We start from the raw sequence: 16683 nt of genomic DNA, 5'->3' as shown, positions 1-16683 counted from the left end.
CATACTACGTATTACCAACGAACAATCCGCTAATCTTTACTGACGACTCGAAACGGGTCTTTATTTACGACTCGGTTCACTCGATAATTAACACTCACTGGAGATAGTCTGCGCTTTAATCGCCAGTGGGGTTTGATTGGTTTTAACGGGTATGTTCGCTTACGAGCAACGATAAAATATAAACTGCCTAATGGGCTTATCCAATCACCTAGACTATTTTCACACCATGTCCAGACAGGTTGATATTTTTGCATCGGAAACAACGCAAAAGTGTCGCTCTCAATGACTTGATAATTAAGCAATCCAAGCCAATCTTTGATTCGGTGAGGAGTAAACATTCGACCACTCCAAGGAAGGTTGTTTTTCCTCCATGGAAAGAAGCTTGATAAGCCAGTAAGGCTAATTGGGTTAAAACCGGTAATAATGATGTAACCATCATCTATCATCACTCGGTCAACTTCTCTTAACATTCTGTGTGGATCATTGCAGTAATCTAGCTGATGAGCCATCACAACCGCATCGAAGCTTTTTTCCAGAAATGGAAGGTCATAACCATCGGCAATAACATTATGTAGAGGATTTTGAATATCTAGGTTAACTTGATGCTGAATGTTACTGTGTTGGCTGGCTAGCTCACAACTTAATCCACCAAGCTTAAGCATATGATAGCCAAATAACTTTGGACACCACTCATCTAGGCGTGTTTGAATAGCACCATTCACCCACTCGCCATTTTTAAGCTGAGACCAAGAGTGCGGCTTTTCAAGCTTTTTTTCATTGCGTGCTGGATTCATTATTAACCTGCTTCAACCTAAATGACGGGAAACTCAACAATGTTACTTATCAAAAGCATACCTGCATTTAACGACAATTACATCTGGGTGATTGAAAATAGCGACGGCCGTTGTGCTGTGGTCGATCCTGGTGATGCTAAACCTGTTCTTCAGTACCTCGATCAGCATAAGTTAACTCTAGATGCGATACTCATTACTCACCACCACCACGATCATATTGGTGGCGTATCCGAGTTGGTTCGTCAGTATCCCACTATCAATGTGGTCGGCCCGGAAAAAGAGCCAATCCCTACCCTAACCCATGGTGTTAATGGTGGCCAACAGATAGAACTCTTCGGTGAAACTTTTTCAGTCATTGATTTGGAAGGCCATACACTTGGGCACATTGGGTATGTTGGTGACGGGCACTTATTCTGTGGCGACACGCTTTTCTCAGCAGGGTGTGGTCGAGTGTTTGAAGGAACATACGAACAGATGTATCAATCGCTAAACAAGCTGCTAGCTCTACCAGAAGAGACAAAAGTATATTGCGCGCATGAATACACGGCAAGTAACGTCGCATTTGCACTCGCCATTGAACCTGAAAATGATCACTTGCGTCAGTATCGTGATGAGGTAAATAGAAAGCGAGCTCAAAAGCTATCGACCCTGCCTAGCACGATTTTGCAAGAGAAACGGATTAACCCATTTCTACGTTGTGAGCAGCCCGATGTCATCAAATCCGTGACAAATCGAACAGAAAACATTGATCCACTCTCAATATTTTCTGCATTACGTGAGTGGAAGAACGAATTTTAACATATTCTAACTTGTCACTTACGGGGGCAGACCAGTATCATCAGCAGCTGATTTTTAAAAGGGCTGTTACATGCGAGTACAATATAGCTGGGTTTTAGCACTGTTACTAACGGGCTGCCAACTAACCCAGCCACCACAATCAACTCTACCTGTTGATGAGTCAGACACATCTCACCCAACTGAAGACATTACAGACACGCCTTCATCAGAAGAGGGTGATCACAATGCACTTACACCAACAGTGCCTGACGTCGAGCCAATCCCTGAGATCACGCCACAGACACAAGATGATGTCTGGAAACGCATTAGCATGCAGATGCAGATGGAAATTCCTGATCATGAAGCTGTTGATTACTACCGTACTTGGTATCTCAAGCACCCTAGCCATTTAAGAACGGTATCTAAGCGTGCTGAACCGTTTTTATATCTCATTGTTGATGAGATTGAAAAAAGAGGCCTACCACTTGAGCTAGCCTTACTGCCAATCGTCGAAAGCTCATTTGATGCCTTTGCCTATTCACACGGTAGCGCCGCAGGTCTTTGGCAATTCGTGCCAGCCACAGGTGAGTACTTTGGGCTAGAACAAAACTTCTGGTATGACGGTCGTCGAGATGTATCTGCTGCAACCGATGCCGCATTAACTTATTTGGACCGCTTAAACAAACGATTTGATGGTGACTGGAACAACGCAATTGCGGCTTATAACAGTGGTGGTGGTCGAGTAAACAGCGCCATTCGCAAAAATAGAAATCTTGGCAAGCCAACCGACTTCTTTTCACTCGATCTTCCAAAAGAGACAAGCGGCTATGTTCCAAAACTTCTCGCTCTAGCAGATGTAATTGCAAACCAAGTAGAGTATGGCATCTCAATTCCACCAATCGCTAACGTACCAGTTGTCGAGCGCGTGAATCCCAACGAGCAACTCGATCTTGCGATAGCTGCCGACTACGCCAATATCACAGTCAAAGAGCTTCAAAGCTTAAACCCAGCTTACAATCAATGGGCAACAGCGCCTGATAAACATCAACAGCTGCTACTGCCAATCGATTCTGTTGATGCATTTATGCTAAAAGTGGAAGAGAACCGCGGTAAAGGCATGCGCTTAGTTCGCTACCAAGTACAGCCTGGCGATTCGTTAAGCGTTCTTGCACAAAAATACAACACCACTACTCGCGTCATTCAAACAGCGAACAACCTGCCTAATCACAGTATTCGAGTGGGTAAGTACTTGATGATCCCAACATCGACTCAAGATGAGAAGGCTTACGCACTTAGCTCAGCGAATCGCTTGGCGCAGACTCAGTCTAGAGCCCGTGGGCAATATCAACTGACTCATACCGTACAGAGCGGTGACAGCTTATGGACGATAGCTAGAGCCAATAAAGTTTCCCACCAATCGTTAGCGAAATGGAACGGTATGGGCCCGCGAGATACTCTTCGCATTGGCCAAAAGCTGGTTATTTGGAAAAACAGCTCTGATGGCGCGATCATTCGAACCGTTTTTTATAAAGTTCGCTCAGGTGACACCATCAGTGGTATCGCGAACAAGTTTAAAGTAAAAAGTAACGATATCGTAAAGTGGAATGAACTCCACAAGAGTAAGTACCTACAGCCCGGACAGAAGTTAAAACTGTACGTTGATGTAACTAAGGTGAGCGTATGATCCCGTCTAGCAACCCTTTGATGATGCTGATCGACATTTTTCGGTCTCCATCTTCGGCGTTTATTACACTTCACAAACATGCAGTGTGGGGCTGGCAGCCTTTCTTATTTCTGATTTTAAGTCCCTTTCTATTTTGGGGGGCTTATTTCGACCTTGTAAACGTCGATTGGCTCTTTGCCGAACTAACCACTCAACTAGCACAAACAAATCCTGAACAGCTTGAACTGCTTGATGCCAATACGTTAATGGCGAGTGAGATAATTACTGATATCTTAGGCCGAAGCACAACTATATTTATGTTGGCATTTTGGTTTAATCTTGCCACTAAGACGAGCCAGCAACCACAAGGCTTCTGGCGATGGTTTGCAGCAAGCTCTGTGATTATGTTTCCTGCTGTTCTTGGCGATTTTGCCAGTTATGCGAGTGTGTTACTAAAACATGGTCAGGTAATGACATATGCTGCAGATCTGAATAGTCTTAATGGCTTGATTAAGTTGCCACTAACACACGATTGGTCTCAATTTTCCAGCTCAGTACCACTGCTGCTTCCTTGGTATATTGTGCTAGGTTACGCTGCAGTATTGACATGGACGGAGTTTGAACGCGGTCAAGCCATCGTAATTTCATCTCTGCCTTGGCTTGGTTACTTTGTTATTTGGGCAATCTATATTCTTGCTAGTTAGGCTGTTCTTTAGTTAACCCATACGCTAGATAGCCGTAGAGGATTACAGTAAAGAAAAGCTCACTAATAACGGATTATGATCAGAAGCATCGCTTAGCGGTGCTTCTGCCGTTTTTAAGCTAAGGCCACGGTAAAACACGTGGTCCAGAGCGAGGCCATTAACAAATTGCTTTCGGTGATCTGGAGAAAAGGTCGCAGCCTCTAACCCCAAGGACTGCACGACTTGATTCAATTCAGCCACTCTTTCTTCATTCCAGCTATTAAAATCCCCAGCCAGAATAATCGGACCTTCATGTTGAGTAAGCTCTTTAGCTAATACTTCTAATTGATGGTGGTACTCATCCACACCATAAGTGAAATTAACAGCATGTATATTAACTACAGCTAACATCTCACCATTAGAGAGTTGGTATAAAGAGTACAATGCCGATTTGGGTAGCCGCAACCATGGCTCGAGCTCTAAGTACGCACACGCCAATGCAGGGGAGCTTGCTGCAATCGTTAGCACACCTGAAGATACATCAAATGCCTTAAAAGCCTCCACTTGATTGCCCTGCCAACTTTTATCGAGTACCCAGCCTTTTAGTGACTCTGTCATACTGGCTTCTTGTAATAAGATTAGCTGAGCCGATTGCGAAAAAGAGGTTAACGCTTCGCGCCAATTTAAACGATTTTGCTTATAAATATTCCATACTAAAACATCGAGCTGGCCATTGTTATCAATCGCGGTAACAGAGGTTTCTTGGTGGCATTGAAGTTGGAGAGTACTTTCAGAGGAAAGGTTGGTAACACTAGGGGTTTCTGAAACATTAAATATTGAGTAACTGGCTATTGTGCCAATTAAACTAAATGTACCTAATAAACCGAGTATTAACGTTAGATATAGTAGGTACTTTTGTTTCATATTAACTTCGCTAAACACTAGGTGTATAAGTAAACTTGCTCTAAAAAAATAAAGGAGCCAAATGGCCCCTAGATTGCGTCTTCATCTTCTTCGCCAGTACGAATACGTACCACACGTTCAATATCAGTGATAAAAATCTTACCGTCACCAATCTTGCCAGTTTGAGCGGTTTCAATGATTGAGTCTACACATTGGTCAGCAACATCATCAGTTACGACGATTTCCAATTTTACTTTAGGAAGAAAATCGACCATGTACTCTGCACCACGATATAACTCTGTGTGCCCTTTTTGACGACCAAATCCTTTCACTTCAGAAACAGTCATGCCAGTAATACCAACTTCCGCCAGTGCTTCACGAACATCATCCAACTTAAATGGTTTAATAATGGCTTCAATTTTTTTCATCTTCATCCCTTAAAGGTCAACAGTTTATCTATTATTGACTAGCTAAAACCAACAATCAATACGTTGAATATTAGCTAACAAAAAGCCCAAGCAAAAAGCTTGGGCTTAAAATATAAAACTTACCTACTTCAAACTTGAGTAGTAAGCAGCTAGGTTAGCGATATCGTCATCACTTAACATGCTAGCTTGTGGTTGCATAACTAAAGCATTGCCACCGTTACGCTCTTTGTTTTTATAGGCTTTTAGTGAAGAGATAAGATACTGTTCATTTTGACCTTTAAGGTGCGGGTAACCCGGAATCATCGCCATACCATCAGCTCCGTGACAAGCGGCACAAATTGCAGCTTTAGCTTTACCAGCTGCAGCGTCTCCAGCTAGAGCATTGCCACTTAATAGTCCTAAACCCAAAATTAAACCAATTGCTACATTTTTCATTGCTTTTCCCTGTTCTTATTTTAATACGACTTTTTGTTTTGCTAATTGTACACAAAATCCTAACTTTTGCTCCAGATTACTTCACAGTCTTGCCCTTGATAAAGCTTGTCTACAAAAAGTCCCATCACCGCTACAACTTTATTTTCATTTAGTATGATAGGTGTTCTACGTCTCAGCCAGCTCGGAATATTATATTCTTGAAACAGCTTTTTGAGTTTACGACTGTGGCTTCTAGATGCAGGGTGAGCAGATAACCCCTGAGGTTCAAAAATAACCTCTAACTCACCTTTGTAGTCTCCACTTATGAAAACAGACACCGATTTGCGATCCTGACTTTGCGAAGTCAGAGGCTTCGTAGACAAGTTCATCGAAGATATGCTTATCTCACCCAGCCCATCAGGAAGCTGTAACGGGGTATTTAGACCCAACTCTCCAGTCCAGCCGCTTACATCTTCCATTTGATTTATTAGGTATAAGCGTTGGTTAAACCGCCTTACCTGACCATTAACAACTTGAAGTTGTGGGTTTGCATCAGCTTGAGCACCGATGACTTGTTCGATAATAAGATCTAAATGTTGGCGACTTGGCATGAGAAAACCACAATGCTCAAACCACATCCTGATAAGACGCTGCTGCGCAAGTGGGCTTTGAGTGGTTAGCAATGGCAAGCTCAAGCCATTATCTGGTTCAATCATGTTATCTAAGACAGGCTGTAGTAACTCATCCAGTAGCCTCTCTTGTTCCGCACATAAAGCGGCACTTCTTTGCACTGATTGATGAAAAGAGGGCCAGCGTTCAATCAGCGAAGGAGTGATCGAGTGACGAATGAAATTTCTATCAAAGCGTATATCTTGATTACTTTCATCTTCGACCCACTCCAATTCTTTCTGATGAGCATACTGTTCGATTTCTTGTCGTGTTGCACCAAGAAGCGGTCTAATCTGGAAGCCATTTTGAAAAGGCATACACTCAGCCATTGAGGATAAACCCTTGGGGCCGCTTCCTCTTTTCAGTGCGAGTAAAAAGGTTTCAACTTGATCATCACTATGCTGACCGGTGAGCAGCAGATCCCCTGAGTCTATATATTTAGCAAGCGCCATATAACGTGCATCTCGCGCAAGCTTTTCAATACTTTGGCCTTTGCCTACATTCAAAGTGACTCGTTCTATGAATAAGGGAATGGCTAATGCATCACACCACTGCTGGCATTGACTTGCCCACATGTCAGCATTTTCACTTAATCCATGATGGACATAAACCGCCACACATTCATTATCTGTTTGAGAGTTATATTGGGCTAGTAGCTCTAGCAATACTCGAGAGTCAACACCACCACTTAAGCCAAGCACTAAGCGAGAGTTTGCTTGTACATGGCGTGCAATTACTTGAGAAAAGAGTGAATAAAGGTGACTCATAAATATACTCGAGTGATCTATAGAGCAGCCTATTTTACTTGAAGCTGATACAACCGCCAAATGACAGGCATAAAAAAAGAGCTAACAAGGTTAACTCTTTTCTCTAATTACCCTGAAATCAGGACAAAGACTTAGCTACAGTAACCATAGCTCATCAAACGCTGGTAGCGACGCTCAAGTAGTGACTCGTGGTCAAACTGCTCGAGTTCTGCTAACTGCTTAACCAGTGTTGCTTTGATGTTCTGTGATACTTCAGCGTAGTTACGGTGTGCGCCACCTAATGGCTCTTCAATGATCTCATCAATTAGCTCAAGCTCTTTCAAGCGAGGTGCAATAAGACCCATTGCTTCAGCTGCTTGTGGTGCTTTGTCTGAATCACGCCATAAAATAGAAGCACAACCTTCAGGTGAAATCACTGAGTAGGTTGAATATTGAAGCATGTTAACGTAATCACCAACACCGATAGCCAGTGCACCGCCTGAACCGCCTTCACCAACAACGTTACAGATTACAGGCACTTTCAAGCCCGCCATCACTTTTAGGTTTTTAGCAATCGCTTCGGATTGTCCACGCTCTTCTGCACCAACACCTGGGTATGCACCCGCTGTATCGATAAAGGTAATAATCGGCATTTTGAAACGTTCTGCCATTTCCATAAGGCGCAGTGCCTTACGGTAACCTTCTGGCTTAGGCATACCAAAGTTACGTTTCACTTTCTCTTTCGTTTCACGACCTTTTTGATGACCGATGACCATCACTGGGCGACCGTCTAAACGGGCAATACCACCAACAATCGCTTTATCATCAGCAAAAGCGCGATCGCCAGCCAACTCTTCAAACTCTGTGAATACGCTTTCTACGTAGTTAAGTGTGTAAGGACGTAATGGGTGGCGAGCCACCTGAGCTGTTTCCCATGCACTTAAATCACTAAAAACTTTCTTCTTAAGTTCTAAACTTTTCTTTTCAAGCTGCTGAATTTCTTTATCTAAATCAACGGCAGTATCACCGCCATGGCGAGATACGTCACGTAAAGCTTCAATTTTTGCTTCTAGTTCAGCAATTGGCTTTTCAAATTCAAGAAAGTTGAGGCTCATCTATTGATCCTTTATCTACTTAGCGTCTTATTTGAGGCTAAATTTTAGTTAAATTCCAGTTCTACTTGGTTACGTCCAAGTAGCTGTTTCAATTCGTCCAGTAATATATCACTTGGCGTTACTCGCCATTCTGTACCGAGCGTTAATCTAGCCCGTGCATCTAGTCGTTGGTAATATATATTGACAGGGACAGTCCCTGCTCGGTGAGGCTCTAGAATTTGGCTAAAGCGCTCAAAAAATTGGTTGTTTATTTGAGATTCATTGATTGAAACCGATAGACCTCGAGCGTATTTTTCTCGGGCAGTTCCTAAATCCAACAATTCGCGCGCTGACATTTTAAGACCACCATTGAAATCATCAAAGCTGACCTGTCCCGAAATGACCAAAATTTTATCTTTTTCTAGCAATTCTGCATAGCGATCGAGCATATCTGAGTACAACATCACTTCCATGCGTCCGGATCGATCGTCAATCGTCATCAAACCAATTCGAGTTCCACGTTTGGTTGTCATCACTCTAGCCGCGATCACTAACCCTGCGATTGTAACCGATTGATCTCGTCTTGTCGGCGTTGCATCTTTTAATCGGCAACTGGTGTACTTTGTCAGCTCTTTCAAATAAGCGTTGATCGGGTGACCAGTTAGGTAAAGACCAAGTGTATCTCGCTCTCCTTCTAACCATACCTTTTCAGGCCAAGGTTCAACTTTGGTGTACTTATGTTCAATAACGTCAGCTTCCTCAGTCAAAACACCAAACATATCACTTTGGCCAAACGCCTCAGCTTGGTGATGTTGACTCGCCCCTTTTACTGCATCTTTTAAAGATGCCATCAAAGCTGCACGATGTGGACCAAGCCTATCAAGCGCACCTGCGTATATAAGCTTTTCAATTACACGCTTATTGACCTTTTTAAGATCGATACGAGCACAGAAATCAAACAGGTCCTTAAAGTAGCCACCACGATCACGAGCTTCCAAAATTGCTTCAATAGGGCCTTCACCTACCCCTTTAATCGCCCCGATACCATAAACAATCGCACCAGTTTCATCGACATTGAAACGGTATAGGCCGGCGTTGATGTCAGGTGGAAGCAATTTTAGCTTCATTCGAATACATTCATCCACCAAACCAATGACTTTTTCGGTGTTATCCATATCTGCTGTCATTACTGCTGCCATAAACTCAGCGGGGTAATGCGTTTTAAGCCATAGTGTCTGGTAAGAGACTAATGCGTAAGCGGCAGAGTGAGATTTGTTAAAACCATAACCGGCGAACTTCTCAACCAAGTCGAAGATTTTCATCGACAACTCGCCATCAACACCGTTAGCAATCGCACCTTCTTTAAAGGTACCACGCTGTTTCGCCATCTCTTCTGGTTTTTTCTTACCCATCGCACGACGGAGCATATCAGCACCGCCAAGCGTATAACCCGCTAAGATCTGAGCGATTTGCATAACTTGTTCTTGATACAAGATGATGCCATAGGTCGGCTCAAGCGTTTCTTTTAGCGACTCATGTTGCCATGTTTCATCAGGGTACGATACCGCTTCTCGTCCATGCTTACGGTCAATAAAGTTATCAACCATGCCTGATTGCAGTGGTCCCGGTCTAAACAGGGCTACTAATGCGATAATATCTTCGAAGCTATCAGGCTGAAGACGTTTAATCAGGTCTTTCATTCCGCGCGATTCAAGCTGAAAGACGGCCGTTGTTTCTGAGTTTTGTAACAGGTTAAACGACGCTTGATCGTCAAGTGGAATAGATTCAATACGTATTGGGGCTTTGCCTTCCTTCGCAAGGCGAGGATTGACTAACCCAAGAGCCCAGTCGATGATCGTTAATGTACGCAAGCCCAAGAAGTCGAATTTAACCAAACCCGCTGTTTCGACGTCGTTTTTGTCGAATTGGGTTACTGGGAAATTACCCTCTGCATCGGCGTAGATAGGTGCAAAATCGGTAATTGTCGTTGGTGAGATAACAACACCACCCGCGTGCTTACCAGCGTTTCGAGTACACCCTTCGAGGATACGACACTTATCAATCAGCTCTTTAACTTCATCATCGTTGTTATAAAGCTCTGGCAATGCCGGCTCAGCTTCAAACGCCTTACTTAGTGTCATTCCCGGATCAGGCGGAATCAGCTTAGAAAGTCGGTCAACAAACCCGAAGGGGTGACCAAGAACTCGACCTACATCTCGAATAACCGCTTTTGCCGCCATCGTACCGAAAGTGATGATTTGAGATACCGCATCACGACCATACATTTCAGCAACGTGGTCGATAACCAAATCACGCTTATCCATGCAGAAATCGATATCAAAATCGGGCATTGATACACGTTCTGGGTTTAAGAAACGTTCGAACAGTAAGTCGTATTCCAACGGATCGAGGTCTGTAATATCCAACGCATAAGCAACTAAAGAGCCGGCACCAGAACCACGACCAGGGCCAACAGGGACATCGTTATCTTTTGACCACTGGATGAACTCCATTACGATCAAGAAATAGCCCGGAAAACCCATGTTATTAACTACTTCTAACTCAATCGCTAGGCGTTCATCGTACTCAGGACGTCTTTGTGCTCGAACCTCTTCATCAGGAAATAAGAATGCCAAGCGTCGTTCTAGACCTTCTTGAGACTTCTTAATCAAAAAGTCTTCTATCTTCAACCCTTCGGTTGGGAAATTAGGCAGGAAGTACTCACCAAGTCGCACAGTAACATTACAACGCTTTGCGATTTCAACACTGTTTTGCAGCGCTTCAGGGATATCGGCAAATAGCTCACACATCTCTTCTTCGCTGCGAAGGTATTGCTGCGCACTGTAGTTTTTTGGGCGTCTTGGATCTTCAATTGTGAAACCATCATGAATGGCAACACGAATTTCATGTGCTTCGAATAAATCATCCGTTAAAAATACCACTTCATTAGTCGCAACCACCGGAAGATCGCGCTGTTCAGCCAATTCAACAGCAAAATGAAGATAGGTCTCTTCATCAACACGCCCAGTACGAGTGAGTTCTAAATAAAATCGGTCCGCAAAATGGGTTTTATAAAAGGCAACACACTCTTCAACGAGTTCGTTATTGCCTTTCAACAACGCTTTACCGATATCGCCACTCTTACCACCAGAGAGAACAATTAGCCCTTCTGATAGCTCAATCAGCCACTCTTTATCAATAACGGTTTGATGCAGCACTTGTCCGCGTAGGTAAGCTTTAGATATTAAAAGGGTTAAATTTTTATAACCTACATTATTGAAAGCTAATATGGTTAGCTTAGAAAATTCATCACCTAACTCTTTGGATTTAACCAAAAAATCAGCACCAACAATCGGTTTAACACCACAATTATGCGCTGTTCCATAGAACTTAACTAAGCCACATAAATTGGTAAAGTCTGTCAGTGCCATTGCAGGCATGCCCATCTCAGCCACTTTTTTCACCAATGGCGGGACTTTTGACAAGCCGTCGACCATGGAAAAGTCACTGTGAACACGAAGGTGTATAAACTTTGGATCTGACATGAATGTTTTCCTAAGCGGCATCGCTGTTTATTGGATGCCGTTAATATCATATTGAGTAGAAGCTAACGCTATTTTACGTTATTAGCTAAAGGAATAAAGAGGCTGACTGATTTAATCGAGCACTGAGTGGCACTATTCCTGGTGAAACGAAATCAGGTTTTCAATACCGAGCTATTCAATACCAAGAACGCGTTTTACTGGTTTGAAGCTTTTACGGTACCCTTTGATGACACCAAACTCTTCTATCGCTGCTAGGTGTGCTTTAGTAGGGTAGCCTTTGTGTTTGGCAAACCCAAATTGAGGATGACGTTTATCTAACTCTTCCATCTCTTGATCACGAACCACTTTAGCAATGATAGAAGCGGCACTTATCTCTGCTACTCGCAAATCCCCTTTAACAACGGCTTGTGCGTCCATCTCGAGCTTAGGGACTTTATTGCCATCAATCAATGTAAGATCAGGCTTGGTAGAAAGGCCAGAAACCGCTCTTTGCATCGCTACCATTGTCGCTTGTAAGATATTAAGCTCGTCAATTTCCTCGGGAGAGCAGCGCCCTACAGACCAAGCAAGTGCTTTCTCTTTTATTTCAGGAAGTAGCGCTAGGCGTTTCTTTTCCGATAGTTTTTTAGAATCGTTAAGCCCTTCAATCGGGTTATTAGGATCTAAGATAACGGCTGCAGTCACCACATCGCCAACAAGTGGCCCGCGCCCTACTTCGTCCACGCCAGCAATTAACTGGTAACCTTGGGGGTATTCAAATGGAGGAAGCTCTTTTTTAGGTGCGATTGCCATGCTATTTCTCTATTAGTTTTAGTACTGCTGTTGCAGCTTGTTGATCCGCATCTTTTTGGATCCATTGATGCATTTCTGTAAATTTCTCAATCAATTCAGAATTATCACTTTCCAATACCCTCTCCATTGCAGGATAAAGGAAATTGGGGTGACACTCCTCTTGGATAAACTCTTTTACTAATTCTTTGCCCGCTAAGACATTTGGTAACGAGACAAATTCGGTTATCGAAAGCTTTTGTGCAATCCAACCGGTCAGTTTATTCACTTGATAACCAACAACCATTGGACGCTTAACTAACATGCATTCAAGAGCGACAGTACCAGAGGCAAGTAGCACAGCATCAGAGGCAGTCATCACGTTACGAGCCGTATCTTCAATAATGGTAAACTCAAGCTCAGGTGCTGTCTCTTTCCAAATCGATTCAAACTGTTCGCGGCGCTTTTTATTGACCGCTGCAACCACAAATCCCATATTAGGGTACTTTGTATGAATGCGTTGGCAGGTTTCAATAAATGGCTTTGCAATTAGACCAACTTCGCCACCACGACTACCTGGTAATACAGCTAGCCATTTACGATCTTGTTCTAAACCCAATAGCTCACGAGCATTAGCTTGGTCACTGACCATTGGAATAGCATCAGCTAATGTATGCCCAATGAACTCACAGGCGACATTATATTTATCGTAAAACGCTTTTTCGAATGGCAAGAAAGCTAAGACTAAGTCTGTTGCCGCGTCGATTTTAAAGATGCGCTTTGGTCGCCAAGCCCAAACAGAAGGACTGACGTAATGGACGGTTTTAATACCTTTGTCCTTGAGCGTTTTCTCTAATCTAAGATTAAAGTCAGGAGCATCTATTCCAACGAAAACATCAACAGGATTTTGAACGAAATACTGTACCAACTGTTTTTTCACACTAAGCAAGCGTGTTAAACGGCCAAGAACTTCAACCAAACCCATGACCGCAAGCTCTTCCATATCAAATAGGGACTCACAGCCTTGAGCGATCATTTTTGGACCACCTATACCAACAAACTCAGCATCCGGATATTTCGCCTTAACCGAGCGAATAAAGCCTTCACCTAAAGTATCGCCTGATAACTCACCAGCAACAATGCCAATTCGTAGTGGTCTATCTGTTTTCATCATTTCGTCCTATACAATATTTTCGCGTGGTATGAACACTCAATTTCATTGCTACCTAAAACAAAAAAGATCGCCGGAGAACAGCGATCTTTTAGTAGCACTCGTCGATAATTATTATCGGATAATGCCACGTTCCGAATTTTCAAGCATGTCTAGCATCGGTTTAATAGAAGAGAACTCATCAGCCATTTCAATTAATGTTGGCTTCGCTTCTTCTAGAGTCTTACCGGTTCGGTAGATCTCTTTATACGCTTTTTGTAGTGCTCGGATTTCTGTTCTTTCAAAACCGTTACGCTTCAAACCAACTAAGTTCAAGCCAAATGGTGTCGCGTGGTTACCTTGCGCTAACACATACGGTAGCACGTCTTGGACAACCGCAGAGCAGCCGCCAATATATGCATAAGCACCAATTGAACAGAAAGGGTGAATCGCAGACAGCGCCATAACACCAGCGTAATCGCCTACCGTCACATGGCCACCTAAAATAGCGTTATTACCGATGTGAGTATGATTACCGACAATAACATCGTGTGCAATGTGAGCATTCACACAAAGCAAGTTATCATCACCAATCACTGTGGTCGCTTTATCTTGCGTAGTTCCACGATGGATCTGAACACTCTCTCTGATGACGTTACGATCGCCAACCACGACAGTCGTCTCTTCGCCACCGTATTTCTTATCTTGGTTCTCTTCACCAATAATCGCGTACGGGAAGATGCGATTATCTTTACCAATAGTCGTATTGCCTTTAATGACAATATGCGACATAACTTCGGTATTCTCACCAATAGACACTTTGCCTGAAATGTAAGTAAACGGGCCAACAGTAACGTTAGCTTCGATTGTCACATCACCTTCAATGACGGCTGATGGGTGAATTTTAGCGGATTCATGAATCATATTAGAACTCTCGACGAGCACATTTTAGCTCGGCAGAACAAACAACTTCGCCGTCAACCGTTGCAACACCAGTAAAGGCAGCAATACCACGGCGCTCTTTAATAAACTCTACTTTAATAATCATTTGGTCGCCAGGCACTACAGGCTTGCGGAATTTTGCTTTATCAACGCTTGCGAAGTAGTAAAGCTCATTATCGGCAGGGGCACCAAAAGATTTAAAACCAAGTAAGCCTGTCGCTTGCGCCATTGCTTCTAAAATTAGCACGCCTGGGAAGACTGGCATTTGAGGAAAATGACCGGTGAACTGTGGCTCGTTTACTGATACATTTTTAATCGCCGTTAAGTGCTTTTCTTCTTGATAATCGGTTACACGGTCGATCAACAAAAATGGGTAGCGATGAGGAAGTAACTCCTGAATTTCAGTAATGTTCATCGTTTTATTTTCACTAGTCAAAGTCATATTCCTATCTTGTAAAACTAAAAGCCGTAAAGCTTTAAAAATTATGGGTCCATCTATTATTGGTCAATATGATAGACGAAAAAGACTCGCTTTTCGCGAGCCTTTTGCAAGAAAACTGGAATTAGGATTCCGCTTTCGGTGCTATTTTTTTCTCAACAGCCTTCAAACGCTTATTCATCTCGTCAATTCGATGAACACGAGTTGCCGTTTTTCGCCACTCTCTGTTTGGTTGCAAAGGAATACCTGATGAGTACATACCCTTTTCAGAGATGCCTCGCATTACCATTCCCATGCCAGTAATTGTCACACCATCAACAATTTCGATATGGCCGTTAATTACCGTACCGCCACCAATAATGCAATACTTACCAATAGTCGTGCTGCCAGCGATAATAGTACCACCCGCAATCGCTGTACCATATCCGATCTGAACGTTATGGGCGATTTGGATTTGGTTATCGAGAATCACATTGTCTTCGATGATCGTATTGTCTAATGCGCCACGGTCAATTGTCGTACATGCTCCTATCTCAACTCGGTTACCAACACTAACCGTGCCTAGCTGAGGGATTTTAATCCACTCACCTTTTTCATTAGCATAACCAAAGCCATCTGAACCAATCACGGTATTAGACTGGATTAGGCAGTCACTACCAATATTGACACCGTGATAGATAGAAACGTTAGCCCAAAGCTGAGTCTTTGCCCCTATTGATGCATTCTTACCAATAAAACAGCCTGCACCAATAACTACGTTATCACCAAGTGTCACACCAGACTCAATTGTTGCATTCGCACCGATTGAAACATTAGCACCAATGGTTGCATCTTCAGCTATCACAGCCAATGGAGCAATCCCGTTAGCTGCCTTTGGCGTGGTATCGAGTGCTTGAGCGACTTTAGCAAAAGCCACATACGGATCATCAACGACTAACACATTACCGTGAAAGTGTTCACGCTGCGCTTCTTTGAGCATGACCACTGTCGCATGACAATCAGCTAGGTGCTTCGCGTATTTAACGTTAGATAGGAAGGTAACGCTACCTTCCTCAGCTTTGTCCATAGGAGCGACAGACGAAACGACTGCATTAGCGTCTCCATGTAGCTCACCACCGGTTACGGTTGCCAGTTCGGCTAAGGTTAATTTCAGCATATTATCTATTTTAGTGATTCAATAACTTTTTCAGAGATATTGAACTCAGGCTTCGCGTATTGCAGAGCTTGAGCTTCAATGATGATGTCATAGCCTTCTTTCTCAGCTACTTTTTCTACTGCGCCTTGGATCAGCTGAAACAATTTTTGTTTCTCTTCAGCTTCACGGCGAGCAGACGCTTTTTCTAGCGCTTTGCCTTTGATCTTAAAGTTGCTGTCTAGCTGGCTGATTTCAATACGTAGTTTTTCTACTTCATCAGGACCTAAAAGCTCACCATCACGGTTTAGCTTTTCAATCTTTGTCTGTGCTTCAGCTTGAATAGCTTGCAGCTCAGCCGCTCTGTCTTTGAACTCTTCTTGCATTTTTTGCAGCACAACTTCTCGTTGAGGAAGTGCTTGGAAAATTTGAGCTGAGTTAACATAACCTACTTTTTGAGCCGCTTCTGCTGCGTGTGCAAACATAGAAGAACTTAATACAACAAGGCTAACACCAGCCGCTTTCATGATATTTTT

General features: G+C 43.2%; 16 protein-coding genes. 3 read left to right on the top strand and 13 right to left on the bottom strand.

Features of this window, described 5'->3' with window-relative positions:
* Positions 1 to 29: 29 nt before the first annotated feature.
* Positions 30 to 794, bottom strand: a complete 765-nt coding sequence (locus L4C54_RS14835) for a class I SAM-dependent methyltransferase (protein WP_428800904.1) — start codon at positions 792 to 794, stop codon at positions 30 to 32.
* A gap of 39 nt (positions 795 to 833) precedes the next feature.
* Here L4C54_RS14835 and gloB point away from each other — a divergent pair, with 39 nt between their 5' ends.
* From gloB to L4C54_RS14820, 3 genes are all read left to right on the top strand, one after another.
* On the top strand, positions 834 to 1592 hold the full coding sequence (gene gloB, locus L4C54_RS14830; protein WP_428808785.1) for a hydroxyacylglutathione hydrolase: 759 nt from the start codon (positions 834 to 836) through the stop codon (positions 1590 to 1592).
* Between the two features lie 70 nt (positions 1593 to 1662).
* Complete coding sequence (locus tag L4C54_RS14825) at positions 1663 to 3255, top strand: LysM peptidoglycan-binding domain-containing protein (RefSeq protein ID WP_428808784.1); 1593 nt, start codon at positions 1663 to 1665, stop codon at positions 3253 to 3255.
* Complete coding sequence (locus L4C54_RS14820) at positions 3252 to 3938, top strand: YIP1 family protein (RefSeq protein ID WP_428808783.1); 687 nt, start codon at positions 3252 to 3254, stop codon at positions 3936 to 3938. The genes L4C54_RS14825 and L4C54_RS14820 overlap by 4 nt, the downstream gene beginning before the upstream one ends.
* 42 nt (positions 3939 to 3980) lie before the next feature.
* On the opposite strand, the gene L4C54_RS14815 is transcribed toward L4C54_RS14820, so the two are convergent.
* The 12 genes from L4C54_RS14815 to L4C54_RS14760 form a co-directional block, all read right to left on the bottom strand.
* Entirely contained in the window at positions 3981 to 4841 is an 861-nt protein-coding gene (locus L4C54_RS14815; protein WP_428808782.1) for an endonuclease/exonuclease/phosphatase family protein, read from the bottom strand.
* 68 nt (positions 4842 to 4909) lie between these two features.
* Complete coding sequence (glnB, locus tag L4C54_RS14810) at positions 4910 to 5248, bottom strand: nitrogen regulatory protein P-II (protein ID WP_428800909.1); 339 nt, start codon at positions 5246 to 5248, stop codon at positions 4910 to 4912.
* A 123-nt stretch (positions 5249 to 5371) separates the two neighbouring features.
* Entirely contained in the window at positions 5372 to 5683 is a 312-nt protein-coding gene (locus tag L4C54_RS14805) for a c-type cytochrome (protein WP_428800910.1), read from the bottom strand.
* A gap of 59 nt (positions 5684 to 5742) precedes the next feature.
* Complete coding sequence (tilS, locus tag L4C54_RS14800; protein WP_428808781.1) at positions 5743 to 7098, bottom strand: tRNA lysidine(34) synthetase TilS; 1356 nt, start codon at positions 7096 to 7098, stop codon at positions 5743 to 5745.
* A 131-nt stretch (positions 7099 to 7229) separates the two neighbouring features.
* Positions 7230 to 8192 (bottom strand): acetyl-CoA carboxylase carboxyl transferase subunit alpha, encoded by a 963-nt coding sequence (accA, locus tag L4C54_RS14795; RefSeq protein WP_428800912.1) that lies wholly within the window; start codon positions 8190 to 8192, stop codon positions 7230 to 7232.
* Between the two features lie 44 nt (positions 8193 to 8236).
* Complete coding sequence (dnaE, locus tag L4C54_RS14790) at positions 8237 to 11716, bottom strand: DNA polymerase III subunit alpha (RefSeq protein WP_428808780.1); 3480 nt, start codon at positions 11714 to 11716, stop codon at positions 8237 to 8239.
* 171 nt (positions 11717 to 11887) lie between these two features.
* Positions 11888 to 12508, bottom strand: a complete 621-nt coding sequence (gene rnhB / locus L4C54_RS14785; protein ID WP_428808779.1) for a ribonuclease HII — start codon at positions 12506 to 12508, stop codon at positions 11888 to 11890.
* Between the two features lies 1 nt (position 12509).
* Positions 12510 to 13658, bottom strand: a complete 1149-nt coding sequence (lpxB, locus tag L4C54_RS14780; RefSeq protein ID WP_428808778.1) for a lipid-A-disaccharide synthase — start codon at positions 13656 to 13658, stop codon at positions 12510 to 12512.
* A 111-nt stretch (positions 13659 to 13769) separates the two neighbouring features.
* Entirely contained in the window at positions 13770 to 14558 is a 789-nt protein-coding gene (gene lpxA / locus L4C54_RS14775; RefSeq protein ID WP_428808777.1) for an acyl-ACP--UDP-N-acetylglucosamine O-acyltransferase, read from the bottom strand.
* A gap of 1 nt (position 14559) precedes the next feature.
* Positions 14560 to 15012, bottom strand: coding sequence for a 3-hydroxyacyl-ACP dehydratase FabZ (fabZ, locus tag L4C54_RS14770; protein WP_428801272.1), 453 nt, complete (start codon positions 15010 to 15012; stop codon positions 14560 to 14562).
* Positions 15013 to 15139: 127 nt separating this feature from the next.
* Positions 15140 to 16171 carry a UDP-3-O-(3-hydroxymyristoyl)glucosamine N-acyltransferase gene (gene lpxD / locus L4C54_RS14765; RefSeq protein WP_428808776.1) on the bottom strand — a complete coding sequence of 344 codons (1032 nt, stop codon included), beginning with the start codon at positions 16169 to 16171 and terminating at the stop codon, positions 15140 to 15142.
* A gap of 5 nt (positions 16172 to 16176) precedes the next feature.
* Positions 16177 to 16677 carry an OmpH/Skp family outer membrane protein gene (locus L4C54_RS14760; RefSeq protein ID WP_428801273.1) on the bottom strand — a complete coding sequence of 167 codons (501 nt, stop codon included), beginning with the start codon at positions 16675 to 16677 and terminating at the stop codon, positions 16177 to 16179.
* Between the last annotated feature and the right edge of the window lie 6 nt (positions 16678 to 16683).

The organism is Vibrio lamellibrachiae, assembly GCF_050337265.1.
In the GTDB taxonomy this organism is placed as follows: Bacteria; Pseudomonadota; Gammaproteobacteria; order Enterobacterales; family Vibrionaceae; genus Vibrio; species Vibrio kyushuensis.
This window is presented reverse-complemented; position numbering and strand designations above follow the sequence as displayed.

Coding starts and splice junctions, on each gene's coding strand:
- L4C54_RS14835 (WP_428800904.1), bottom strand. CDS start 794: ATGAATCCAGCACGCAATGAAAAAAAGCTTGAAAAGCCGCACTCTTGG.
- gloB (WP_428808785.1), top strand. CDS start 834: ATGTTACTTATCAAAAGCATACCTGCATTTAACGACAATTACATCTGG.
- L4C54_RS14825 (WP_428808784.1), top strand. CDS start 1,663: ATGCGAGTACAATATAGCTGGGTTTTAGCACTGTTACTAACGGGCTGC.
- L4C54_RS14820 (WP_428808783.1), top strand. CDS start 3,252: ATGATCCCGTCTAGCAACCCTTTGATGATGCTGATCGACATTTTTCGG.
- L4C54_RS14815 (WP_428808782.1), bottom strand. CDS start 4,841: ATGAAACAAAAGTACCTACTATATCTAACGTTAATACTCGGTTTATTA.
- glnB (WP_428800909.1), bottom strand. CDS start 5,248: ATGAAAAAAATTGAAGCCATTATTAAACCATTTAAGTTGGATGATGTT.
- L4C54_RS14805 (WP_428800910.1), bottom strand. CDS start 5,683: ATGAAAAATGTAGCAATTGGTTTAATTTTGGGTTTAGGACTATTAAGT.
- tilS (WP_428808781.1), bottom strand. CDS start 7,098: ATGAGTCACCTTTATTCACTCTTTTCTCAAGTAATTGCACGCCATGTA.
- accA (WP_428800912.1), bottom strand. CDS start 8,192: ATGAGCCTCAACTTTCTTGAATTTGAAAAGCCAATTGCTGAACTAGAA.
- dnaE (WP_428808780.1), bottom strand. CDS start 11,716: ATGTCAGATCCAAAGTTTATACACCTTCGTGTTCACAGTGACTTTTCC.
- rnhB (WP_428808779.1), bottom strand. CDS start 12,508: ATGGCAATCGCACCTAAAAAAGAGCTTCCTCCATTTGAATACCCCCAA.
- lpxB (WP_428808778.1), bottom strand. CDS start 13,658: ATGATGAAAACAGATAGACCACTACGAATTGGCATTGTTGCTGGTGAG.
- lpxA (WP_428808777.1), bottom strand. CDS start 14,558: ATGATTCATGAATCCGCTAAAATTCACCCATCAGCCGTCATTGAAGGT.
- lpxD (WP_428808776.1), bottom strand. CDS start 16,171: ATGCTGAAATTAACCTTAGCCGAACTGGCAACCGTAACCGGTGGTGAG.